General features: G+C 60.3%; 20 protein-coding genes. 11 read left to right on the forward strand and 9 right to left on the reverse strand.

Annotated elements, in window-relative coordinates:
- Positions 1-18: 18 nt before the first annotated feature.
- The 4 genes from L6D80_RS04585 to L6D80_RS04600 all read left to right on the forward strand — a co-directional run bounded on the left by L6D80_RS04585 (position 19) and on the right by L6D80_RS04600 (position 4,505).
- Positions 19-1,524, forward strand: a complete 1,506-nt coding sequence (locus L6D80_RS04585) for an efflux transporter outer membrane subunit (RefSeq protein WP_024069210.1) — start codon at positions 19-21, stop codon at positions 1,522-1,524.
- Between the two features lie 50 nt (positions 1,525-1,574).
- Positions 1,575-1,967: a MerR family transcriptional regulator gene (locus tag L6D80_RS04590; RefSeq protein WP_019396549.1), complete on the forward strand. Its 393-nt coding sequence runs from the start codon at positions 1,575-1,577 to the stop codon at positions 1,965-1,967.
- A gap of 91 nt (positions 1,968-2,058) precedes the next feature.
- Positions 2,059-3,255: an MFS transporter gene (locus L6D80_RS04595; protein ID WP_058201275.1), complete on the forward strand. Its 1,197-nt coding sequence runs from the start codon at positions 2,059-2,061 to the stop codon at positions 3,253-3,255.
- 278 nt (positions 3,256-3,533) lie between these two features.
- Positions 3,534-4,505 carry an IS481 family transposase gene (locus L6D80_RS04600; RefSeq protein WP_024569039.1) on the forward strand — a complete coding sequence of 324 codons (972 nt, stop codon included), beginning with the start codon at positions 3,534-3,536 and terminating at the stop codon, positions 4,503-4,505.
- Here the strand turns inward: L6D80_RS04600 and L6D80_RS04605 are convergent.
- The 6 genes from L6D80_RS04605 to L6D80_RS04625 all read right to left on the reverse strand — a co-directional run bounded on the left by L6D80_RS04605 (position 4,405) and on the right by L6D80_RS04625 (position 10,538).
- Positions 4,405-4,887 carry a ClbS/DfsB family four-helix bundle protein gene (locus tag L6D80_RS04605; protein WP_176512826.1) on the reverse strand — a complete coding sequence of 161 codons (483 nt, stop codon included), beginning with the start codon at positions 4,885-4,887 and terminating at the stop codon, positions 4,405-4,407. The two genes, L6D80_RS04600 and L6D80_RS04605, sit on opposite strands and share 101 nt — an antisense overlap.
- A gap of 245 nt (positions 4,888-5,132) precedes the next feature.
- Positions 5,133-5,675, reverse strand: a complete 543-nt coding sequence (locus L6D80_RS04610) for an ester cyclase (protein ID WP_058143955.1) — start codon at positions 5,673-5,675, stop codon at positions 5,133-5,135.
- 215 nt (positions 5,676-5,890) lie between these two features.
- Positions 5,891-7,354 (reverse strand): efflux transporter outer membrane subunit, encoded by a 1,464-nt coding sequence (locus L6D80_RS04615; protein ID WP_063893102.1) that lies wholly within the window; start codon positions 7,352-7,354, stop codon positions 5,891-5,893.
- A gap of 7 nt (positions 7,355-7,361) precedes the next feature.
- Complete coding sequence (locus tag L6D80_RS04620) at positions 7,362-8,273, reverse strand: efflux RND transporter periplasmic adaptor subunit (protein ID WP_058143957.1); 912 nt, start codon at positions 8,271-8,273, stop codon at positions 7,362-7,364.
- Positions 8,274-8,286: 13 nt separating this feature from the next.
- Positions 8,287-8,481 (reverse strand): DUF1656 domain-containing protein, encoded by a 195-nt coding sequence (locus L6D80_RS30225; RefSeq protein ID WP_058143958.1) that lies wholly within the window; start codon positions 8,479-8,481, stop codon positions 8,287-8,289.
- Entirely contained in the window at positions 8,475-10,538 is a 2,064-nt protein-coding gene (locus tag L6D80_RS04625) for an FUSC family protein (RefSeq protein ID WP_058201273.1), read from the reverse strand. The genes L6D80_RS30225 and L6D80_RS04625 overlap by 7 nt, the downstream gene beginning before the upstream one ends.
- 544 nt (positions 10,539-11,082) lie before the next feature.
- Here L6D80_RS04625 and L6D80_RS04630 point away from each other — a divergent pair.
- On the forward strand, positions 11,083-11,781 hold the full coding sequence (locus L6D80_RS04630) for a FadR/GntR family transcriptional regulator (protein ID WP_058201314.1): 699 nt from the start codon (positions 11,083-11,085) through the stop codon (positions 11,779-11,781).
- A 211-nt stretch (positions 11,782-11,992) separates the two neighbouring features.
- Here L6D80_RS04630 and L6D80_RS04635 read toward each other — a convergent pair whose 3' ends face one another.
- Positions 11,993-14,251, reverse strand: coding sequence for a TonB-dependent siderophore receptor (locus L6D80_RS04635; RefSeq protein WP_323540057.1), 2,259 nt, complete (start codon positions 14,249-14,251; stop codon positions 11,993-11,995).
- Between the two features lie 12 nt (positions 14,252-14,263).
- Positions 14,264-14,680 carry a hypothetical protein gene (locus tag L6D80_RS04640; protein ID WP_058143960.1) on the reverse strand — a complete coding sequence of 139 codons (417 nt, stop codon included), beginning with the start codon at positions 14,678-14,680 and terminating at the stop codon, positions 14,264-14,266.
- A 182-nt stretch (positions 14,681-14,862) separates the two neighbouring features.
- Here L6D80_RS04640 and copM point away from each other — a divergent pair, with 182 nt between their 5' ends.
- The 3 genes from copM (at position 14,863) to kdsA (ending at position 16,872) form a co-directional block, all read left to right on the forward strand.
- On the forward strand, positions 14,863-15,561 hold the full coding sequence (gene copM / locus L6D80_RS04645; RefSeq protein WP_058143961.1) for a CopM family metallochaperone: 699 nt from the start codon (positions 14,863-14,865) through the stop codon (positions 15,559-15,561).
- A gap of 10 nt (positions 15,562-15,571) precedes the next feature.
- Positions 15,572-15,829 carry a glutaredoxin family protein gene (locus L6D80_RS04650; protein ID WP_058143962.1) on the forward strand — a complete coding sequence of 86 codons (258 nt, stop codon included), beginning with the start codon at positions 15,572-15,574 and terminating at the stop codon, positions 15,827-15,829.
- Positions 15,830-15,999: 170 nt separating this feature from the next.
- Entirely contained in the window at positions 16,000-16,872 is an 873-nt protein-coding gene (kdsA, locus tag L6D80_RS04655) for a 3-deoxy-8-phosphooctulonate synthase (RefSeq protein WP_058143963.1), read from the forward strand.
- A gap of 49 nt (positions 16,873-16,921) precedes the next feature.
- Here kdsA and mobH read toward each other — a convergent pair whose 3' ends face one another.
- Positions 16,922-18,793 (reverse strand): MobH family relaxase, encoded by a 1,872-nt coding sequence (gene mobH / locus L6D80_RS04660; RefSeq protein WP_058143964.1) that lies wholly within the window; start codon positions 18,791-18,793, stop codon positions 16,922-16,924.
- A 315-nt stretch (positions 18,794-19,108) separates the two neighbouring features.
- Between mobH and L6D80_RS04665 the strand changes: the two genes are divergently transcribed.
- From L6D80_RS04665 to L6D80_RS04675, 3 genes are all read left to right on the forward strand, one after another.
- On the forward strand, positions 19,109-19,735 hold the full coding sequence (locus L6D80_RS04665; protein WP_047219624.1) for a hypothetical protein: 627 nt from the start codon (positions 19,109-19,111) through the stop codon (positions 19,733-19,735).
- Between the two features lie 12 nt (positions 19,736-19,747).
- The gene (locus L6D80_RS04670; RefSeq protein ID WP_058130708.1) at positions 19,748-20,380 is read left to right on the forward strand and encodes an RES family NAD+ phosphorylase; all 633 of its coding nucleotides are present in this window, start codon (positions 19,748-19,750) and stop codon (positions 20,378-20,380) included.
- A gap of 84 nt (positions 20,381-20,464) precedes the next feature.
- Entirely contained in the window at positions 20,465-20,836 is a 372-nt protein-coding gene (locus L6D80_RS04675; protein ID WP_058130706.1) for a DUF3742 family protein, read from the forward strand.
- Positions 20,837-20,852: the final 16 nt, after the last annotated feature.

Genomic DNA, 20,852 nt, shown 5'->3' on the forward strand with positions numbered 1-20,852 from the left:
GCCAGGAGGACATACGACATGAAAACATCTTTCGCATTCACACGACCCGCCAGGACGCTGGCGCCGCTCGCCCTCGCGGCGGCGTTGACTGGCTGCTCCATGGCACCGAAGTATGACCGGCCCGCAGCGCCGATCGACACGGCTTATCCCTTGGGCGCGGCCTATGTGGAACCGGCGGCCGCGACGCCCGACGACGCGATCACGGCCGAGATCGGCTGGCGGGACTTCTTCCGCGACCCGCTGCTGCAGCAGTTGATCGGCATTTCACTGGAGAACAACCGCGACATGCGCAAGGCCGCGCTCAACGTGGAGGCGGCTCAGGCGCTGTACCGTATCCAGCGTGCCGAGATGCTGCCGAACCTGGGCGTTTCCGCCCGCGGCGCGTCAGAGCGCGTACCGGCCGACCTCAGCACCACGGGGCAAAGCGACGTGCTCCGGCGCTACGACGTGGCCGGGGTGACGGCCGCCTGGGAACTGGACCTGTGGGGCCGCATCCGCAGCCTCAGCGACCGGGCGCTGGCGTCCTACCTGGCCCTCGACGAGACCCGCATCGCCACGCAGATGAGCCTGGTGTCCGAGGTGGCCAGCGCCTACCTCACGCTGCGTGCCGACCAGGAACTGCTGCGCCTGACGAGCGACACCCTCGCCACGCAGAAGCGCTCCTACGGGCTGACCACCCAACTGGTGGAAGCGGGCAACTCCACGCAGCTCGACCTGCGCCGCGCAGAGATCGCGTTGCGCACCGCCGAGGCCAACCATGCCGCCTACACACGGCAGGCGGCCAAGGACCGCAACGCGCTGGTGCTGCTGTTGGGCCAGCCGCTGACGCCGGAGCTGTCCCGGCAGCTTGACGAGGCCATGGCGCTGCCGGACGACATCGTGCCGACCGGCCTGCCGAGCGGCCTGCCGTCCGAACTGCTCGCGCGCCGGCCGGACATCCGCGCCGCCGAGCAGATGCTGATCGGCGCCAACGCCAACATCGGCGCGGCGCGGGCCGCGTTCTTCCCGACGATCAGCCTTACGGGCTCGGCGGGCACGGCCAGCGCTTCGCTGGACGGCCTGTTCGATTCGGGCTCGCGGGCCTGGAGCTTCCTGCCGCAGATCACGCTGCCCATCTTCCGCGGCGGCGCGCTGCGCGCCAACCTGGACGTGGCGCACGTACAGAAGCGCATCGAGATCGCCAACTACGAGAAGTCCATCCAGGCGGCCTTCGCCGAGGTGGCCGACGGCCTGGCGGGCAAGCGCACGCTCGATGAGCAGATCCGCGCGGAGCAGCTCCTGGTGGCGGCCAGCCAGAAGGCCTACGAGCTGGCCGAGCAGCGCTTCCAGGAGGGCGTGGACGACAACCTCACTGTACTCGACGCGCAGCGCACGCATTACGGCACGCAGCAGACCCTGGTGCGCACGCGCCTGACGCGGCTGAACAACCTCATCCATCTGTACAAGGCGCTGGGCGGCGGCTGGACTGAGCACACGGTGCAATCGGGCGCCACGGCGCAGCAGCCCGCCCGGTCGCCGGGATGAGGGCCGGCGCGCAGCGGTGGCGTCCCCCATCGCTGCGCGCGGAGAGCTGGATGAGGATTGGTGAACTCGCGCGCTTGACCGGCACGCCCCCTGAGAACATCAGGTTCTACGAACGGGAGGGCCTGCTGCCCGCTCCCGAGCGGTCCCGCAACAACTACCGGCGCTATGGCCCGGCCCATGTCGAGCGGCTTTACCTGATTCGCAACTACCGCGCGTCGGGCATCGGCCTGGATGACATGCGCAACTTGCTGGGCTGGACGCATCGCGAGTCCCCGGAACCCGAGCTGCTGACGCAGGCTGTCCGGGACCATCTCGCCTATGTCGAGGAACGCATGGCGCAACTGACCCGGGTGAAAGAGCACCTGCTCGCATTGGAACGGCAGGCTGTTCCTTCTGCCGCTCGGGAGATTTGCGAGGAGCGACCAGGTTGCGGCGGTTCATGAGCATCGCATGGCCGAATCATGGTCGGATAACTGAACATATATTCATGCGTGTAATATTTCCGGCCAGACAAACGAACAAGAAAGACCGCCCATGACCGACCAGAGCATCACGCGCCGAAACATCGGCGTTCTCACCGGCGCGCAGGCGCTCGGTGGCGCCAGCGCGCCCATCGTGATGTCGCTGGGCGGGCTGGTCGGCCAGCAGCTTGCCAAGGACTCGGCCTGGATCACCTTGCCCGTGAGCCTGTTCGGCCTGGGTCTTGCCATCGGCACCTTGCCTGCGGCGTTCATCATGCGGCGCCATGGCCGCCGCAACGGATACGTGGTCGGGGTCGGCTTCGGCGTGGCCTCGGGCCTGATCGCCGCGCTGGGCATCATGCTGGCCTCGTTCTGGATCTTCTGCGCCGGCACCTTCCTGGCGGGCTTCTACGGCGCGTATGTGCAGAGCTACCGCTTCGCAGCCGCCGACACCGCCGAGGACGCGCTCAAGGCCAAGGCGATTTCCTGGGTGATGGTGGGGGGTCTCGCGGGTGCCATCATCGGGCCGCAGTTGGTGATCTTCACGCGCGACGCGGTAGCGGGCACGCCCTACGTCGGCAGCTTCCTCAGCCAGGCGCTGCTGCCGCTGATCGCCCTGCCGATCTTGCTGATGCTGCGCACGCCGCGCCAGACCCCGGCCGAAGCCGCCGCCGACAGCGGCCGCACGGTGCTGCAGCTCCTGGCGATGCCGCGCTACGCGCTGGCCGTGGCCGCGGGCGTGGTGTCCTATGGGGTGATGGCGTTCGTGATGACCGCCGCGCCGGTGGCGATGGTCAACCACGGGCATTCGGTGGACAACGCCGCCCTGGGCATCCAGTGGCACCTGCTGGCGATGTTCGGGCCGAGCTTCTTCACTGGGCGGCTGATGGTGCGCTACGGCAAGGAGCGCGTGACCGCCGTGGGCATGGTGCTGCTCGCCGCCTCCGGGGTGGTGGCCCTGGGCGGGCTCGGCCTGTCCCACTTCTGGGGCTCGCTGGCGCTGCTGGGCATCGGCTGGAACTTCAGCTTCATCGGCGCGACGGCGGTGGTCACCGATTGCCACACCCCGGCCGAGCGCAGCAAGGCGCAGGGCATGAACGACTTCTTCGTCTTCGCCGCCACGGCGGCCGTGTCGTTCCTCGCGGGCTCGATCCTGCATAGCTCGGGCTGGCAAGCGGTCAACTGGATGATCTTCCCGGCCTTGGCGCTGATCCTGGTGCCGCTGCTGTGGCAGGCAGCGCGAAAGCCGGTGCGATCAGATCCAAGATGATCGAGCCGATGCGGGAGGCGTACCGTCTAGCGGGCGCCCCAGTCGCTACATCACCTGCTTCCACTGCCGCATCTTCGACAGTGCGTCGTCGTAGGCCGTAGCGGTGAAGAACTGAATCCTGCGCCCGAGGGTTTGCATCGGGCTCGTCGTGGGATCGAAAAGCCTAACTGTCGCATCCCGGACGATTGCATAGACTCTAAACGCTATCCACTCTTCATGGCCCGAGCCGTTCTAAAGGAGTTGATAGAGTCCTTGCAATCCACCCAGGGAGTGAAGCCATGTTGATAGCCCTGCACAAGAACGCCCGCACCACGCCCGCCGTGCGTGCCGAGATCGCAGCCAGCGATGAACCAGCCAGCATCCTGGCCCAGCGCTTTGGGATCACTGAGCAGACGGTCTACAAGTGGAAGAAGCGCGATGTCTTTGCAGACCGCTCGCACACGGCCCATCGCCTGCAGACGGTGCTCACGCCTGCGCAAGAGACCGTGGTGGTTCACTTGCGCCGTACCTTGCTGCTACCTTTGGATGACCTGCTGGCCGTGACACGGGAGTTCATCTGTCCCCATGTCTCGCGCTCCGGGCTGGACAGGTGCTTGCGCCGCCATGGAGCGGGCAACCTCAACGCCCTCAAGCCCCAGGAGCCTGCGGTAGCCCACAAGGCCTTCAAGAGCTACGAGCCAGGCTACGTGCACATGGACGTGAAGTACCTGCCCCAGATGCAGGATGAGAGCAGCCGGCGCTACCTATTCGTGGCCATCGACAGGGCCACGCGTTGGGTGTTTGTGCAGCTCAAGTCCAACAAGACCGCCGCCAGTGCACAGGCCTTCCTCAAGGCGTTGCACAAGGCCTGTCCGATCAGGATCAACAAGCTGTTGACCGACAACGGCAAAGAGTTCACGGACCGTCTGTTTGCCAGCAAGGAACGCGAACCCAGCGGCAACCATGAATTCGATCAACTGTGCCGGGAGTTGGGCATAGAGCACCGATTGACCAAGCCCAGGACGCCCAGAACCAACGGCATGGTGGAGCGGTTCAATGGACGCATTGCGGACGTTCTGAAGACCCACCGGTTCAACAGCCGCGAGGACATGGAGGAGACCTTGCTGCGCTATGTGGCCTTGTACAACCACCAGTTGCCGCAGTCAGCGCTCAAGAGCAGTACGCCGATGCAGGCCATGAAAGATTGGTACCAGACCCACCCGCACCTGTTTCACAAGCGACCATATGATCGTACGGGATGCGACACCTAACGTCCGAATGGTGCGCCACGATGTCGAGCACCCGGTTCTGGCCCTCTGCAAGCATGGTTTCCAGCTCGCAAAGGTCCCTGTTTGCGAAACGGCGTTGGAACATCCCTGAAAGACCTTCGGCGCGCTTAATCATTGTGTCCGCTGAGAAGAACGAAGCCGAAGGTCCAGGTGTATGAACGTGTGCGAGCTGCAGAATCATCGTATTCCAGAGGATCACGTCCACCAGGATCATTGCAGCGCTGGTGTGACGGCGCTGTTCTTGCCAGATCATGGCGATGTGCCTGTAGTGGTCCGCGGGGACCGTGGCGGTTACCACCTCCAGCTTTCGGTGGCTGGTGCGAACCTTATCTAGGAGTTCTTGTTTTGTAGTCGGTAGCTTCATTCGGAATCCTTAATCCATTGAGAATGCGCGTGTTTGTTGGTCGGCATGCGCTCCCCTATTCGAGTGTTGAGATAACGCATGCGTAACACTGAGTATTCCGACGTGGCTAGTTGCGCTCCCTGCGACTAATAAGCCACTGATGGCACTATGGGGCTTGCCATCGTTGTAACGTCAAGCGGGTGATGCGCGACTGCTCGGCGAGGTCAGCTATTCATGGAACGCCGAATGCACGGGTCCGACTTGTGCTACGGCTGAAGCTGCTTCTGCATGGTGTTGTGGTTGTAGTAATCGCTTGCGTAGACAATTTTTCCGTTCAAAACGCGGAAAAAACTCGCACCGAAATAACTGATATTCGTGCTGGAGGGTGACGTCTCGCCACTGTTTCTCTTGGTGGCGGTGAATTCCCATTCAATCGCTACGCCATCGTCGGATGAAATCGGTTGCGAGCGGATTTTCATTTTTCGATCAGGCAAAATTTGCTTCAGAAACTGCGAGACTTCGGTGATGGATTCCGGCCCGGTGCGGGGTACTTCATTACTAGTATTGAAATAGACGACGTTGGAGTCGAGAACTTTTTTCATATCATTGGTTTTCCCGCTATTCCAAGCTTCAAGGTATTGTCGAACCACTTTCACATTCTCTGGCTCTTGTGCTTCCTGCGAGGTGGCGCTATAGGCGAACGGGGCCAGGATAAGAAACATGGCTCCCAACGCCTGCACTGAGCGATGGCGCAGGCCCTTTGACGATTGAAATGAATGGGATGCCCAAGTGTGCTGCATGTGTTTCATAGCCGAGATTTTCTAAAGTCTGTTGAAATGAAGCCCGATTCAAAAAAATCGGTAGGTAATTTCTCTGCCATTAAGCTAATAAGGTTATGCTGTGATTGACTCCGAGTTGCTGTAACGGGACAACGGATTTCTATATGTACTTCGGTGAATAATGTCGGTTAATAGCGTTGGTGAGATGGTGTATCCCTGTGTCGGTAATTGGCTCGAGACTTGGGCTAATTGATTGTGCTCTGCTTGGTGGATTGCGCGGTTTCGGAAGGGGTTTCTGGATAAGCCGTTTGCCACCCCCCACCTAATGCCTTGGCTAGGCTGACCATGTTGAGCGCTTTCTTGGCCTTACTTTCGATCAACTGGTCTTCAGCCAAATAAAGCGACCGTTCGGCGGTTAGCAACGTTAGGTAATCAATCGTTCCAACCTTGCGTTCTCTCAAGGCGCGATCGTAGGTCAGTTGGCTGTCTTCCTGTGCCCTCATCAAGGACTCCTCGCGAACACCTTCCTGATGGGTTTGGGTCAACGCATCTTCGACATCGCGGAAAGCGATCTGGACCTTTCGCTGGTAGTCCAGCCTTTGGCCTTCCGTGGTTGCCTTCGCGGCACGAATGCGCGCCTCGCGTTGCCCTGAGTCAAACAAAGTTTCCGAGCCTGCCAGCGTCACGCTCCAGATCAGGCTCCCGGCTGAAAAAAGTGAACCGTAACCGCTCGCCGCTGTTCCCAGTGTCAGTGGGATCCGGAAGCGGGGAAAGAGATCGGCAACGGCGACATTGGCTTTGGCTGTTGCCGCGGCAAGTTTTCGTTCCGCTGCCCGAATGTCGGGTCGATCCCGTAGAACCTGGGAGGGAATGGACACAGGCAACGCTGGGGGGGCGGGAACCGGAGAGGTGGATTGCGCCAACTCGACTTGCCAATCGCCGGGAAATCCGCCGACGAGAACGGCAATTGCGTGAGAATGTTTGCTCACCCTGGCATGCCAGATCGGCAACTGCGCGACCGCGGCCTGCCATTCCGCGTGTGCCTGCGTGAGACTAGATGCGTCAACGATCCCTGCACTGCGAAGACGCACATTCGTGTCGTAGGTGGCCTTAGTACGTGCGACATTGCGTTCAGCGATCGCCAAGCGCTGTTGCTCCGAACGCAGCTCGATGTAGTTTGACGCAATTTCGGCCAGCAGGCTCGTGAGAATGGCCCGCCGATCCTCCTCAATGCTTCCTGCGGTAGCATCAGCCGCCTCAATAGACTGCTTGATTCGCCCGAACAGATCAGGCTCCCAACTTGCCTCAAACTCGACTGTTTGGGCGTTAGACACGCCAATTCCTCTAGGCCAATCAACGAGTGGACTACTGCGTTGATCCAAGGTACTCGCTGCAATGCCTAACTTCGGCCCACGATCCGCAGAAATGGCATCGCGCTCGGCGCGCGCTGCCAGCAGGCGCTGCGAGGCGATTTTGAGGTCAAGATTGTTTGCAAGCGCGCGGTCAACGAGACGATTGAGTAGAGGGTCGTTGAAGGCTTTCCACCACGTCTGAAGCTCGGCCACATTGTCGGAGGCATGCTGCATTTTCTCCTGCTCGGCCCAAGCGTTCGGCACGAGTGGTACCGGCTTTTCGTAGCGAACGGCGTGAGGAACTGCACAACCGGATAACAATGCGAGGACGATGGCAGCTGTAATTGGAATTCGCATGGCAACCTCACAGGACCTGTTGAGCCCAAGCGAGCAGACGCCCCTTGGGGATTGACGTGCCCACGGCAACACTGCACGTCATGCCGGCAGCAAGCCTCACGTCGGGAGGCACCTTGTCGATATGCACACGCACCGGGATGCGTTGGGCCAGTCGAATCCAGGTGAAGACTGGACTGACGCTCGGCAGGCCATGCTGATCGGAGTAGTCGTTGGTGTCCGCCACGCCGCGACCAATACTGGAAACGTGACCTTGGATCAGTGAATCGAAGCCCATGAGACGAATTTGCGCTTGGTCTCCGGGAGCGATATGCCTGAGCTTGGTTTCCTCGAAATATCCGGTAATCCAGAAACTGTCCGGATCTAGGATCGCGACCTTGCTGGTACCCTTGGTCGCATAGTCGCCAGTGCGTAGGTGGAGATTTGTGATATAGCCGTCAACGGGTGCCACGACCGTCGCTCGCCTGACATCTAGCTCGGCTTTGGCCAGCTCAGCTCGTACACGATCCACTGCCGCCCGCACTGCACGCACGTCACCGTTGGCTTGATCGATTCTTTCGTTGGCGATGATGTCGCCACCGAGCGTATTGCGCCGTTTAGCAAGATTCATCTTAATTGCGAGGTCGGCTTCATGCTGCTCAAGCTCAGCCTTCTTCTCCATAACTTCAAGTTCGAGATCCTCAGTGTCAAGCCGGTAGAGCACGTCTCCCCGGTTCACATGCTGGTTGTCCTTGATCGCGACTTCGACAACGGTGCCGGAAACTTCCGGGGCAATCTGTACAACTTCGGCACTCACGCGCCCGTCGCGCGTCCAAGGGGAAACTACATACTCGCGCCATAGCACCGAGATCAGCCATGCCATTCCAGCGACTGCCAGAAGCGTGAGAGAAATCCTGAATAGAGGTTTTAATGTCATTTTCATAGAAGACTCGGAATCAGAATAAAAGGACGAAGGCTGTGATGATCGATACGAGTAGGGAGAACTCAAACAATGCCGGATGCCAAAAAAGCCGTATCACGCCTGTCCTCGCCAGCACCGGGCGGATTCCGAGAAATAGCAGCCACGCTACGACGATGTAGAAGAGCAGCGGAGGCATGTAAATGCCCGCGACTGAAAATTCACTTAACATTGCGAGTTTCTATCGTTGGTGGCGAACCAGTCGCCGTGAAGTTCGACTAACCCACCCATATCTCGGATGCAGGCGGAAATACGATGGATAGCCCTTCGATTCGTCTGGTGGGTATCTGCAGAAGCGTGGACGACTTCACTGATAACGGCCAGACGCTTGCCCGTCCCTTGCGTGGGATTCCCGGCCTCGTTCAACGCCTCGGACGCTTGTTGTCGCACCGAGGCGGGCACCTCAGTATCCTGCAGCGTTAGGTGCAGCCTCGCCGAGGACCGACCTAAATGCAGCACACCAACACACTTGCTCAGCAGCGTAGAGGCGTAATCTTTATCTCCTTTTAGGTTCGCCACAATCCCGGCCAATCGATGGTGCTGCAGGTGTTCCCACACTAGCCGCGGCCCGCTGTATCCGCTACTGATCAACTGGCGGACATCGTTGCGAATCGCATTGCTTAAGCGGCCGGCATTTCTGCGCGGATCGTGCGGTAGGATCAGTTTTAGGACATAGACGGTTGCGATAACTGCGATCATCCAGCCAAGCGCGTAATTGAAGAACGCTGACATGTCGTAACTCATCAGGTTTTTCTCTCCAATCAGCGTGTTGAAGGCGACCAGGTATCCCATTCCGGCAAACGCATAGTTTGGTTTCGTGATTGCGTAGAAGCCAGCGATCCAGAATGGCAGCATCACAGCGATCATCAACGGAAAGCCCTGCACATGTGGTAGCAGGAAAAATCCGCATAAGAAGGCAGGCGCTATGGCTGCCGCCGTACCTTTGACGAAGGACACTGCGCCTGCAACCGGGTTGCCTGTCATCGCCATGAGAATGCCGTAAGGAGCAAGCAGCAAGATCGCAGTTTGCCAATTGCGCCAGCCCGTCAGCAAACCCAGTTCGCCGACGAGAGTGATGAAGATCAGTGCGCGGATTCCGTTTTTGATCGCGCTATGCCAGTCCCGATGAAAGCGAAAGCTGGCAGTACGGTGCGCACGCGGGCTGTGCAGTTGGACCAACCCGATGAGTGCAGCCTCCCAGTCGCTGATCACTTCTATCAGACGGTCCAGTTTGATGAGTGCGGTGGAACTTCCTCCTTGCGACTCGGTCTCGTCCACCATCCGGTTTAGCCTTCGACGAAGCTGAGCCACTTTTTTAAGGGCCTCTTTAAGTTGGCTTTCTTCGCCACTCTCGACCAGCTCGATGGCTTGGGCTAGCAACTCGACAGTTTGGCCCGCTGCCGCGCGCTGGGTGTGGTCTTCCATATCCAGTCGTATGGAGGACTCCGTCGCTCCTAGGAGTGCGCCAAAGAGTGCGGCCAGGCCATCCCTGACGGCAACGGCACGAACGGCGACCTCCGGTGACTCCGCGCGGCTGACTTCGAGGAGGTCGTCAATGGCAAACAGTGCGGCGATCTGCTCGGGTGTGGCTTGGGAGGCAGGTTCGCCGCCATTACGAGTCCGCGCAAGGATGAGCCGACCCACTTTCCCCAATTGCAAAGCGATGGCCGACTCCAGCTTCTCACGTGTTGCACGGCGTGAGAACAGGGCGCTGACCACGCCAAGACAGACGACACCGACTGCAACAGTCGCTATACGGGCTGCCACACCGTTGAAGGCATGTGCGGGATTTTCCAGTACCTCATAAGCCGCGAACCCAACGGTGTAGCCAAGGACCGCAAAGGTGGTCGAGCGGAAGTGGCGCGATACGGTCGCCGCAGCGCTGCACATGCCCAGCCACAGGCCATAGCCGATCAGAAAGAGTGCCGGCGCCTGAATGGTCAGACCCAGCAGAACGATAGCGGCAATCCCGCCAATGATCGTTCCGGCCAGGCGCGACGCGCCCTTGCCGAGCGTGGCACCTTGACTTGCGCTGGCGACGAGCATGACCGAGTTCGCCGCTGAATAGGCGCGGTCTAGTTGGAGCGAATAGGCCACGGCATAAGCCAGCGCGACCGCAGCCGCGGAGCGGAATACATAGGCCCAACCCGGCGTAAGCACGTTCACAGAAGTCAGCGCCGTGAGCGCATGTTGCGCATAGCTCCGACCTTTCAGAAGCAACATGTTCATTGATATTTAGATCCGTGGGCTCGAGGCTCAGGCAAGCCAATCGTTAGGAGTCGTTGAGCAATATGAATGATTGCAACTATTGCTATTTAAACATACTAACATCCTATGTATAGGAAGGGAAGTGACAGCCTAGGAAGGGGGGCATGGCGAGATCGCCACACGTGTAGCGCTGCGTTTGGGGGCGGCTTTCACAGCCGAGGCATTCGAATGTTTGCGGTCGCCGGAGGCCGTGTGGAAACCCCTTGTCAACTTGAAGATACGTCCGGTAAAGTTTGCGGACGTATTGAACGCAGAGGTCAACATGCCCAGATACATCGAGAGTCAAGACAGGCAGCAGGTCATGCTGCTGCCGGAGTGCCTGGGCGGCTCATGAACGAGTTGGAGTTGCGGCCTTGGAGTTCAGCGGCATACAGCCCCCCTCCAACGCCCCTCTGCGCTGTTGAAGCTCCACCTATGCGGTTAGATGCATCACCAGATGCGAATGCGCTATTATTGGGTGAATCCATGTTGGATGATCCTATCTTTTGAGTATTACCGAATCGCGATGACTGATGGCACCACACTTCCGCACGCGCCGAGGCGCTCCCTGGTCGACACGACGATTGAGCTGATCCGCCGTCAGATCGAGAATGGCGTCTGGCCGGTGGGTGAGAAGATTCCGAAAGAGCAGGAACTGGCTGACATGTTGAACGTAGCTCGCAACACCGTGCGGGAAGCTATTCGCGTGCTGTCGCATGGGCAGGTGCTTGAAGTTCGGCAAGGAGATGGCACCTATGTGCGCACCAATGTCGATCCTGTCGAGGTCATGCGTCGTATTGGCCGTTCGAGCCTGCGCGAGCACCTTGCGCTACGCTGCATGCTCGAAATCGAATCCGCGCGGCTGGCAGCTATCAACCGCTCCAAGGCGGACTTGGCGATGTTGCGCCGTCTCCTGAAGGCGCGCGGGGAGCAAAGCGATCATGAATCGCGCGCCTTGTTCGTGGACGCCGACACGGCCTTTCACTGTGCCATTGCGCGGGTATGCGGCAATAATGCGCTGTCCGAGTTGTACCGCTACTTTTCGAACTCCGTTCGAATGAACACTTTGGCCGTACTGGAGGATGAAGACTTGCCTGAGCCTGGCCTGGATGTCCATGAGGCGATCGTCGATGCGATCGAATGCCAAGACCCAGACGGAGCCGCAGAGGCTGTGCGTAATGTCATGGCACCGCTGGTCACCGCGCTGAATCATCGTTCGGCGTAAGGCGAACTGCCCCCGTTTCACCCCAATACGGAGCCTTGCCGATCCTTCGCCGTCGACACGCCGGGTGCTCAGGTTAGTCGCGCCTTTAAGCAGTTTTGTTCAGAACGATCCGGAAGACCACATCCAGCTTGTCGTGGGGCAGGAAGCAGCATCACGAGACTTCTATCGGGCGATAGGATTCACTGCAGCTTGCACATTTCTCGCTCCATCGTCAGGCTATCTTGTCGCCCGACGATGGATAGCGAGGGATAGATCGTGCAGTCAGAGCTTGTAGCTCAGCGTCAGCATAAAGTTGCGCGGCGCGCCATAGACGACTTGGTTGTAGAACCCGCTCATAAGCGTGTAGCGCCGATCGGTTAGGTTGTTGACGGTCAGCATCAGGTCTATGTTGCGTGTTGCCCGATACTTGGCCATCAGGGATGGCTAGTGCGTAAGATTTCTGTTCCACATTGACGCTGGCACCTTGCGGGTTTGTTGCGCTCTGGTAAGTGCCGCTTTGCCACGTCACCCCCCCGCCAACGGTCAACTTAGACCAATCGCCGGGAAGCCGATAGGTGGTGAATAGACGCGCAGTTGTGCGCGGAAGGTACGCACTTAGCCGCTCGCCCGTAGCGTCAGTGGAATTGAAGTGGGCAACGCCCCCATAGATGTTCCAGTCATCGGCCAGTTCCCCCTGGAGGTCGAATTCGACACCTCTCGACTTTGTCCCATTCACGGTGTGATACGCCCACGTACCATTTGGTAGTGCGTAGTTTTCCGCCTGCGCCAAGTTATCGAGCCGCGTTTCAAACAAGGCGATCGAAGCATTCAGGCGCCCGTCTAAATATTCACCCTTCAACCCGACTTCGGTGTTTTTCCCATTGGTTGGCGGGAGCACCTGGTTGTTGACATTCCGGTAAGACGACTGCGGATTGAAAATTTCCGTGTAACTCGCATAGGCTGAGTAAGTGTCGTTGATGTCGTACACGACACCTGCATATGGGGTGAACTTGGCAGTCTTTTTGTAATGCGTAGATGTGATGCCGTCGAATTCGTCGAGTTTATAGTTGTTGAATCGCCCGCCTAGAATAGCTTTCAGGGAATCCGTTAGGGAAAGGCGCACGGCGCCATAGACGCCGCTTTGTTCGATAGTGGTATGCGTGCTGGTGAAACCGTTCGCTGCGAAATTTGGTTCAGGATACTGGCCGTCATAGCCGAAAATACTCGGCATAGGCGTTAAAGGATAAACAAATCCACTGTTGTATTCATCCTCCGTTCGACGAGACGCCAGAACCCCTAGGACCAGTTCATGCTTGCGGCCAAGTAACTCGAATGGACCACTGACCATTGTATCGAAGCTGTTCTGCCTGGACGGAGTTGAATCAGAGATCGCCAGCGGGATCATCCCCAAGCCAGTGTCTCGGTCTGGATAACCGAGTGGCGAGAGGAGTCGAGCATTGGACTTCGACCGCTGATTGGTAATGGTCGCGTTCAGTTTCCAGCCATTTTCGAATCCGTGTTCGATACCAATGAACGCGTTTTCTAACCGGTTGTCCCAGCGGGCCCAATCAGGCGCCATGGATTTCGAGCGCGACCAATTTGTGTTTGATCCATCGCTAAACCAAAGCGGCACGCCGCCCCAGGTGACGCCTTTGGGCTTGATGTCCTGATAGTCATAGCCCATGCTCAGCACGGTATCGGGAGTGAGATCGACCTCGACTAAACCAAAGAAGGCGTTCTTCTTCTGCTGGTATCGATCTTGATATGAATGCCGATCTTGAGTGACGCCCACGATTCTGGCGCGAACACGGCCATCCTCGGTCATCGGAGTGGAGACATCTAGCATGCTGCGATAGTTGTCCCATGATCCTGCGCTCACCGAGGCATTTGCTTGGAACTCGCGCGTCGGCCTCTTTCTCACCAGGTTGATCGATGCAGACGGGTTGCCTGCGCCCGTGAGCAAGCCCGTGGCGCCGCGCACGATTTCGATGCGGTCATAGAAGGCCGTGTCTAGAAAGCTTGCGCCATTGACGAAGCCGGTCGGGATACCGTCGTATTGGAAGCTATCAATAGAAAAGCCCCTTGCATGGAAAGTCACTTGCTCGCTGCCCAAGGTGCGAGAGCCGACGCCTGTTGACTGTGCTAAGGCATCCTGAATTGTGTTGAGCTGCTGATCCTCCATGTGCTGCCGGGTTATGACAGTTACAGCCTGGGGCGTGTCCCTGATGGCAAGTGGCAGTCGCGTGGCGGCAGACGTGCGTGGTGTGGTGTAGGAATTTGAACCTTCGGTGGTCTCCGAGGAGGTTTCCCCGGTGACCGTTACCGCTGGGAGCGTTACAGCCTCAGGCACCTCGCCCTTTCCCGGGTCACCCAGCCCTTGTGCATCTGCCCCTGGCGCGGCCAGCACCAGCGCGAGACTGAACGGGCCGATGACCTTGCGACCCACGTAATTCGTGCTTGTAGCACGCGATTTATGTTCTGACTTTTTCATGGCGCGGGCCGCTCATACCGAATCGTTCATGCGACCACCGGCGAGAACGTGCCGGCCCAGACTCTCTGCCTCGTCACGGCTGGCGCGCGCGGCTTGCGGCGTGCCAAAGGCCTTTACGAGCATCGGCAGCATTTCCTCCAACTGCGCTCGCTTGGTCGGTTCGGGTTCTACATGTATGAGCGCCAGCAAGATGCCGTCCAGCATCTCCTTGTGGCTTTTCAGCCAAGCACCGCGCATGACGCGATCGTCGTGTGCCTCGTCCGGCCCGCCTGCGACGTAGATGAGGACAAAGGGCTTGCCGCGAGCGAGGAACTCATCCATCTCCGCGCACCAGGGGGCGCCGTAGCCTTCGTAGATGCTGGAGCCTTCGAATCGGACTATAGGGAAGTCGCTGGCGTCGTGAACTTTTGGCTGTTGCTGTTGCGACATGGTCTATTCCTTTCAGTTGATTTACATCCTAACATCCTACCTTATATTGAGATCTATTCGCAATTGGAAAATGGTTACTTGTCCTAGTGTTGCATCCGGGCACATGTGAGTCCGCCATATTGACCTTCCAACCATTGGAAGCAATACAGTGACCACATCATCAAGGTCCAAGGAGAATTTTCATGAATCTAAACAAGCTCAGTCTCATGTTCATTGCTGGCGCCGTGCTGGTTGCTGGAGGTTTGACAGTCGTCCAAAGCGGCCTGGAGTCCTCCGGCAAAATTGAACCGCCGACCAGTGCCAGCGGCGGACATGGGCATGACATACCTTCCAGCATGTCCGCGATCAATAGCCCCTCCACCATTGCCTATCGTGCCGTGACCAATGAGATGCACGCGGGAATGGGAGCGCAGTTCACTGGCAACGCCGACGGCGATTTCATGCGCGGCATGATCCCGCATCACCAGGGCGCGATCGACATGGCCAAGGTGGCGCTGCAGTACGGCAAGGACCCGGAGGTTCGCAAGCTCGCCCAGGACGTCATCACCGCGCAGGAAGACGAGATCGCCATGATGAAAAAGTGGCTGGGCGACAACGGCCAGCAGGCGACGACCGGCAGCTCGGGCGATGCCTCGACGGCCGCCTATCGTGCCGGCAACGACCGCATGCATGCGGACATGATGATCGACTTCAGCGGCGACGCAGATGTGGATTTCATGCGCGGCATGATCCCACACCACCAGGGCGCGATCGACATGGCCAAGGTGGCGCTTCAATACGGCAAAGATCCAGAGGTCAGCAAGCTGGCCCAGGAAGTCATAACCGCGCAGGAAGGCGAGATTGCCATGATGAAGAGCTGGCTAGCCGCTCGGGGCAAGTGAAGGTGCGACTATGCCCCAGGCCAACACCCCGTACATCCTCATCTACAGCACTCCGACGTGCCCGGACTGCCGGGCGCTGAAGGCGTGGCTGTCCCAGCAGGGCATCGCGTTTGAAGAGCGCGACCTGACCGACCCGAAGATTTCCGCGGAGGCTAAGTCACGAACCGGCGTGCGTGTGGCCCCGATCACGATCGTCGGCGACGACGTGTTCTATGGCACCTTCGCGAGCCAGAAGCCGAGGCTGATGAAGGCGCTCGGTCTTCAGTGAACCGCTGAAGGAAGACCGTGGTCACAGGCGGAGTCGCCGGTGCGGACCCCAGACCCTGTAAGCGCTGTTGCGGACGCGTCTGCACGCAAAGTCCAAGACCGTGGGGCATTCTTCGCCGACGACGCTCGGAGCTTTCACCTGCGGTCGTTGACATCACGAGAGGAAGTTTTATGCGATCGATATCATCAGCCACCTCCCTGCACGTCGCCATTTCGGAGGGCATCACAGTCGCCAACGACCTGCCGTTCGTGCTGTTCGGCGGCATCAACGTCATCGAGGATCTCGATACGACCCTGGCTGCGGCCGAGCACTTCGTGGAGGTGACGCGCAAGCTGGAAATACCCTTCGTTTTCAAGGCGTCATTCGACAAGGCCAATCGCTCGTCGATCCATTCTTTCCGAGGTGTCGGCCTGGACGAAGGGTTGCGGGTCCTCGATGCGGTCAAGTCGCGGTTCGGATGCCCAGTCTTGACCGACGTGCATGAGGTTGAGCAGGCCGTGCAGGTCGCAGCCATTGCCGATGTACTGCAAGTTCCGGCCTTCCTGGCCCGGCAGACCGATCTGGTGGTCGCCATTGCTCGCACCGGTCGGGTAGTGAATGTCAAGAAGCCGCAGTTCCTGAGCCCGGGCCAGATCAGGCATGTCGTCCACAAACTGCACGAGGCTGGCAACCCGCGCGTCCTGTTGTGCGAGCGTGGCACGCAGTTCGGCTACGACAATCTCGTCGTGGACATGCTGGGCTTCCGCGAAATGAGCCTTGCCAGCGGTGGCCTGCCACTGGTGTTCGACGTCACCCATAGCCTGCAGCGGCGAGAAGCGGATGCGTTGGCTTCGGGTGGGCGTCGCCAACAGTTGCCCGAACTCGCGCGGGCCGGCATGGCGGTCGGCATCGGCGGTTTGTTCCTCGAAGCACACGCCGACCCGGCGCATGCACGCTGTGACGGACCCAGCGCTCTGCCACTGGACGCGCTCGAACCGCTGCTGCGGCAGGTCAAGGTGGTGGACCAACTCGTCAAGTCGTTCGAGCCTCTTCGGATCGACTGAAGCCTGCCACCCGCTCAAACAGAACGTGTGGCACTTCCCCCTTAGTCGGCTATTTGAGCGACAGATAAGGATTGTTCGGTGGAACGGCATCGAATATGTGCGATGGATCTTCGAGCAAATATCCATGCACCTGGCGCGTTTTGCGAGGCCCCATGACCTCGCACGTCCTGATGTTCAGACCCGATGGCTGTTTCCTGTGGAGTCCGAGTTTTTCAAAGCGCTTCTGCACCCACTGCCAGTTCTGCAGGGCCGCGTCCTTTGCAAGCGGCCCAATGTTTGGATGCTCTTGTGCGTAGCGCTGGAAAATACCAGGGCTGATCAGGTAAACCGTGTCGGACACGGTATGTACCAGGGCCTTGGCGTCATTGATGATGAGCTTGCGGGTCTGGACGGCCTGTTTCAGCCAGGCCATGAAATGCTCGCCCGATGGCCGCCCGGTAAATGAGGCGGAATCGTGCGCGGCAGGCGCGGCGGTCGGCGCCGAAGGACCAGGGGCCGATGCGGGATGGTCGAGCGGCGCCGCTGCATCGTCGGCACCCTCTGGCGGGGCTTCGACGGACTGCTCCGGCTCAGGCGTTGCCTCGAACATCGCCAGCATGCTTTCCAGCGGGTCGGCCGGATTGCGCTGCGGGCTGGGAGGTATGGCGCGACTCCCGCCCGACTGATCTGGATGGCTGCTTGCTGCAGGCTCCTTCTCTGTTGCCGCCGCTGTTCCGGGTCGCAGTGCAGCGTCGTGCGCGGACGGGCGCGGCCCGTCCTCGGCCTCGCCGGCGTTGTCCACGGTCACGGTTCCCGCAAATGGGCTGGGTCGCTCCGAGGGCTCCCAGATCAGCGCCGGGGCCAGGCGCAGGAGCGTGAAGGCATGGGACCAGCCACTCTCACTGGTAATAGTTGCGCGCCAGATGGCCTTGCCGGAGGCGGTGGGCTGCAACATGGCATGATCCTGTAGCACGTTGAACACGGCCGTGTTGTTCGCGGGGATGCCATCGACCCCCTGGGACAGCAGGTGCGCGCGCAGCTTGTCCGAGACTGTCTTGCTCACCAGCCACAGCGCGTCCTCGGTGAGCCAGCCATCGGAGGCTTCGGGCTGGTTCAGTTTCAGCTCTTCCTTGAGCAGGTAGCGCAGCCCGTTGACCAGCTTGCGTTGGAGCGAGTGCTTGGGCGCGGCCATGGCACGCGCGGGATCGCCGCCCAATTCCTGAGCGACGGAGGCGCGGTCAGCCTGCACGACCAGCTCGCCCAGTACCCCGGCGTGCTCGTACTGCCCGGCCAGAACGTAGAGTAGCGGCGCCCACAGGGAAGGATAGCCACTGAGCCAGTCCAGCAGATCGCGGTCGAGCAGTTGCCGGTAGAGCAAGCCTGTCGCGGCGCTATGGAGCCGGTACTCGCGGTCGTCGCGGTAGCGGAAGCGGTACGGTTGGCGCAGCGGGCCGTGCCATGGGTGCCAGGTGCTCCCGTCGGCCAGCTCGACGTGCAGATCGACGGCAACCTTGCCGATGTCATGAAGCAGTGCGGCATAGGCGACGGCCGCAGTCCAGGCTTCGGCCTGCGCCGCTTGGTCTTCGGGGCTGGCCCCGATGGGCAGCAAATGGGACTGCCGCAGCTTCAGGCTGTAGGCGACGATTTCGAGGCCGTGATCGAGCATACCGCCCGGGTAGGCGTGGTGGTGCGCTTCGGAGGCCGGGAAGACCTGGACCAGCTCGGCGTATCGCTCCAGTGGCGCGCGGTACAGGGTGGCGAACTGCCGGCGCGAGAGCGAGGTGCGCTGCCAGATGTGTTCCAGCAGCTTCTGCCGGCGCGGGGTGGCCAGCAGCGATGCGGCCGACTCCGGCCGCATCAACCCTTTCGGGAGGTCGATGGCGGGGGCTGGAGACGTCGCGGCAGCGACCGGAGGCCGTTTCCGCTGGAACAGGGAGAGCATGTCGATGTCCTGATAGCGGGCCGGGCGGGAGGCCTTTTTGCCTTTTCGGGATAGGGCCTTTCCCCTTGCATCCCATTCCCTTGCCGTTTCGACCCTTTGGCCTTTCACCGTTTCGGTATAGCTGGGCCTGAGTTGCGGCTCCAGCGTCAATGCGGAACCCGCACGAATGGATTGGACGGCGAATTGGCGCTGGCCCCGGCCTATGCTGCCGGGACGCTACACCGCCAGGTGGGCTCCCACTCAGGCGATCAAGTTGACAAAGGCGACAAAGGCGACTAGAGTGAGTCTTGTCTCAAACCTACCTGGGAGTTGACCATGCCCACTGCGATCGAATTCATTGCCGACCGGCTGCCGCGCGTCACGGTGGAGGATGTGCGACGCTTCGCCGATACCGTCGAAATCCGGGATGCCCCGGCTTTCGCGGCCGAGTTGCAGGCGTTCATCCACGAGCGCGTGGAGGCTGTGACGCTGCCCGCTAACCTGGAAGGTGAAACGGTGGCGCAGGCCTTGCAGCGCAAGGCGGCCGCGTTGCGCTCCGACACGCGCTGGGCACCGACTGAAACCGACGTCCAGAGAGGCCGCGCCGTGCTGCTGGAAGCCTTCAATCAGCCGGACAACCTGCCGCCTGCCGAGTTCGCCAAGCTGGCGGACAAGTCGCGCCAGCAAATCTACAAGGACATCCTCGCCCGTCGGCTACTGGCGCTGAACGTGGGGCCGCGCGGCCAGAAGCTGCCCGACTGGCAGCTCGACCCGGTGAAGCAGCAGTTGACCCAAACCGTGCTCCAGGAGGTCGAGGGCATCGACCACTGGACGATCTACAGCGCGCTGTCCGAGCCGCTCGAAGGCTTGGGCGGTCGCTCGCCGGTGGATGCGGTGACGCATGGCACGATCGATGACGTGGCCGAGGCCGTGTTCAACGTGCTGGGCGTCCAGGTGCATTGAAGCGAGATCGCCATGAGCCACGAGCTGCCTTCGTTCCTGATCGATGACGGTGAACTGCTCCAGCATGTGAGCCGCGTCGTCTATCGGGGCAGCCCGCTGTACTATGGCCGCAGCAGCACGAATCGCTACGATGACCCGGCGGGGGCCTACGGCGTGCTCTACCTGGGGCGCGACCTGCCCACGGCGCTGATGGAGTCGGTGTTTCACAAGCACCAGTGGCTTGCGGACACGCAACGCTCGATCGCGCTGAAAGAAGTCCAAGCCCGGATGGTGCGCGCAGTAGGCGTGATGGACGACGTGCTTCTGGCCGATATCACGACGCCGGGCGTCATGGCGGGCTACTTCGGCCTGAACCTAGAGCAGTTGGCCAGCCGCGACTACACGCACACGCAGCAGGTGTCCGCCCAGGTGCATGCGATGCTCGCAGATGACGGCCAGGCGCTGTTCGACGGGGTGCTCTATCCGTCGCGCAACAACTATCCCGCTAAGAGCATCGCCCTGTTCGAGCGTGCGGGAGCGAAGGTTGGCGTCATCGAGGACATCGACCTGGTGGACCACGTGGACTGGCCGCATTTTGTTGCCACCTACCGCATCGGCGTTGAACCTGACCCCGGCCCGGTGGGGCCGGATGACGAAGCGTCCTGAAGCAGCAAGAAAACACATTGAAGCCGCAAACCGAATGAAGTGGAGCAAACTGGAATAGGCATTCCTTAACAGCAGGATACGACCATGAACACGACGACCCGCACCAGCACCGCAGAACGCCTCGGCCGCGCCTTTGGCCGCGGATGGCGCGCCTATGCGCGCGGCGAACGGCGGGCGTCGAATTGGCTGGTATTCAGGGGTGTGCCGCGAGCTGGTGCTACCGCACTTGTGTGGGTCTTCAAGCTGGCTGTGCTCGGGGTGCTGCTCTACGTTGCTTTCTGGTTCGCACTCGTGCTGCTGGGCGTGGTGGTGGCAGGATGGGCTATGAATCAGCACCATCCCGATGAAGAAGGGTTTGAACTGCAGTACCCAACCATTGAGGAACTGCGGGCCACGCCTGGCTACGATCCCAACCTGTACAACGATACCTCCCACGAGATGTACCAAGACGACTGACGCCGAAGGTCATTCG

The sequence above is a fragment of the Pseudomonas ceruminis genome (assembly GCF_021602025.1).
Classification (GTDB): Bacteria; Pseudomonadota; Gammaproteobacteria; order Pseudomonadales; family Pseudomonadaceae; genus Aquipseudomonas; species Aquipseudomonas ceruminis.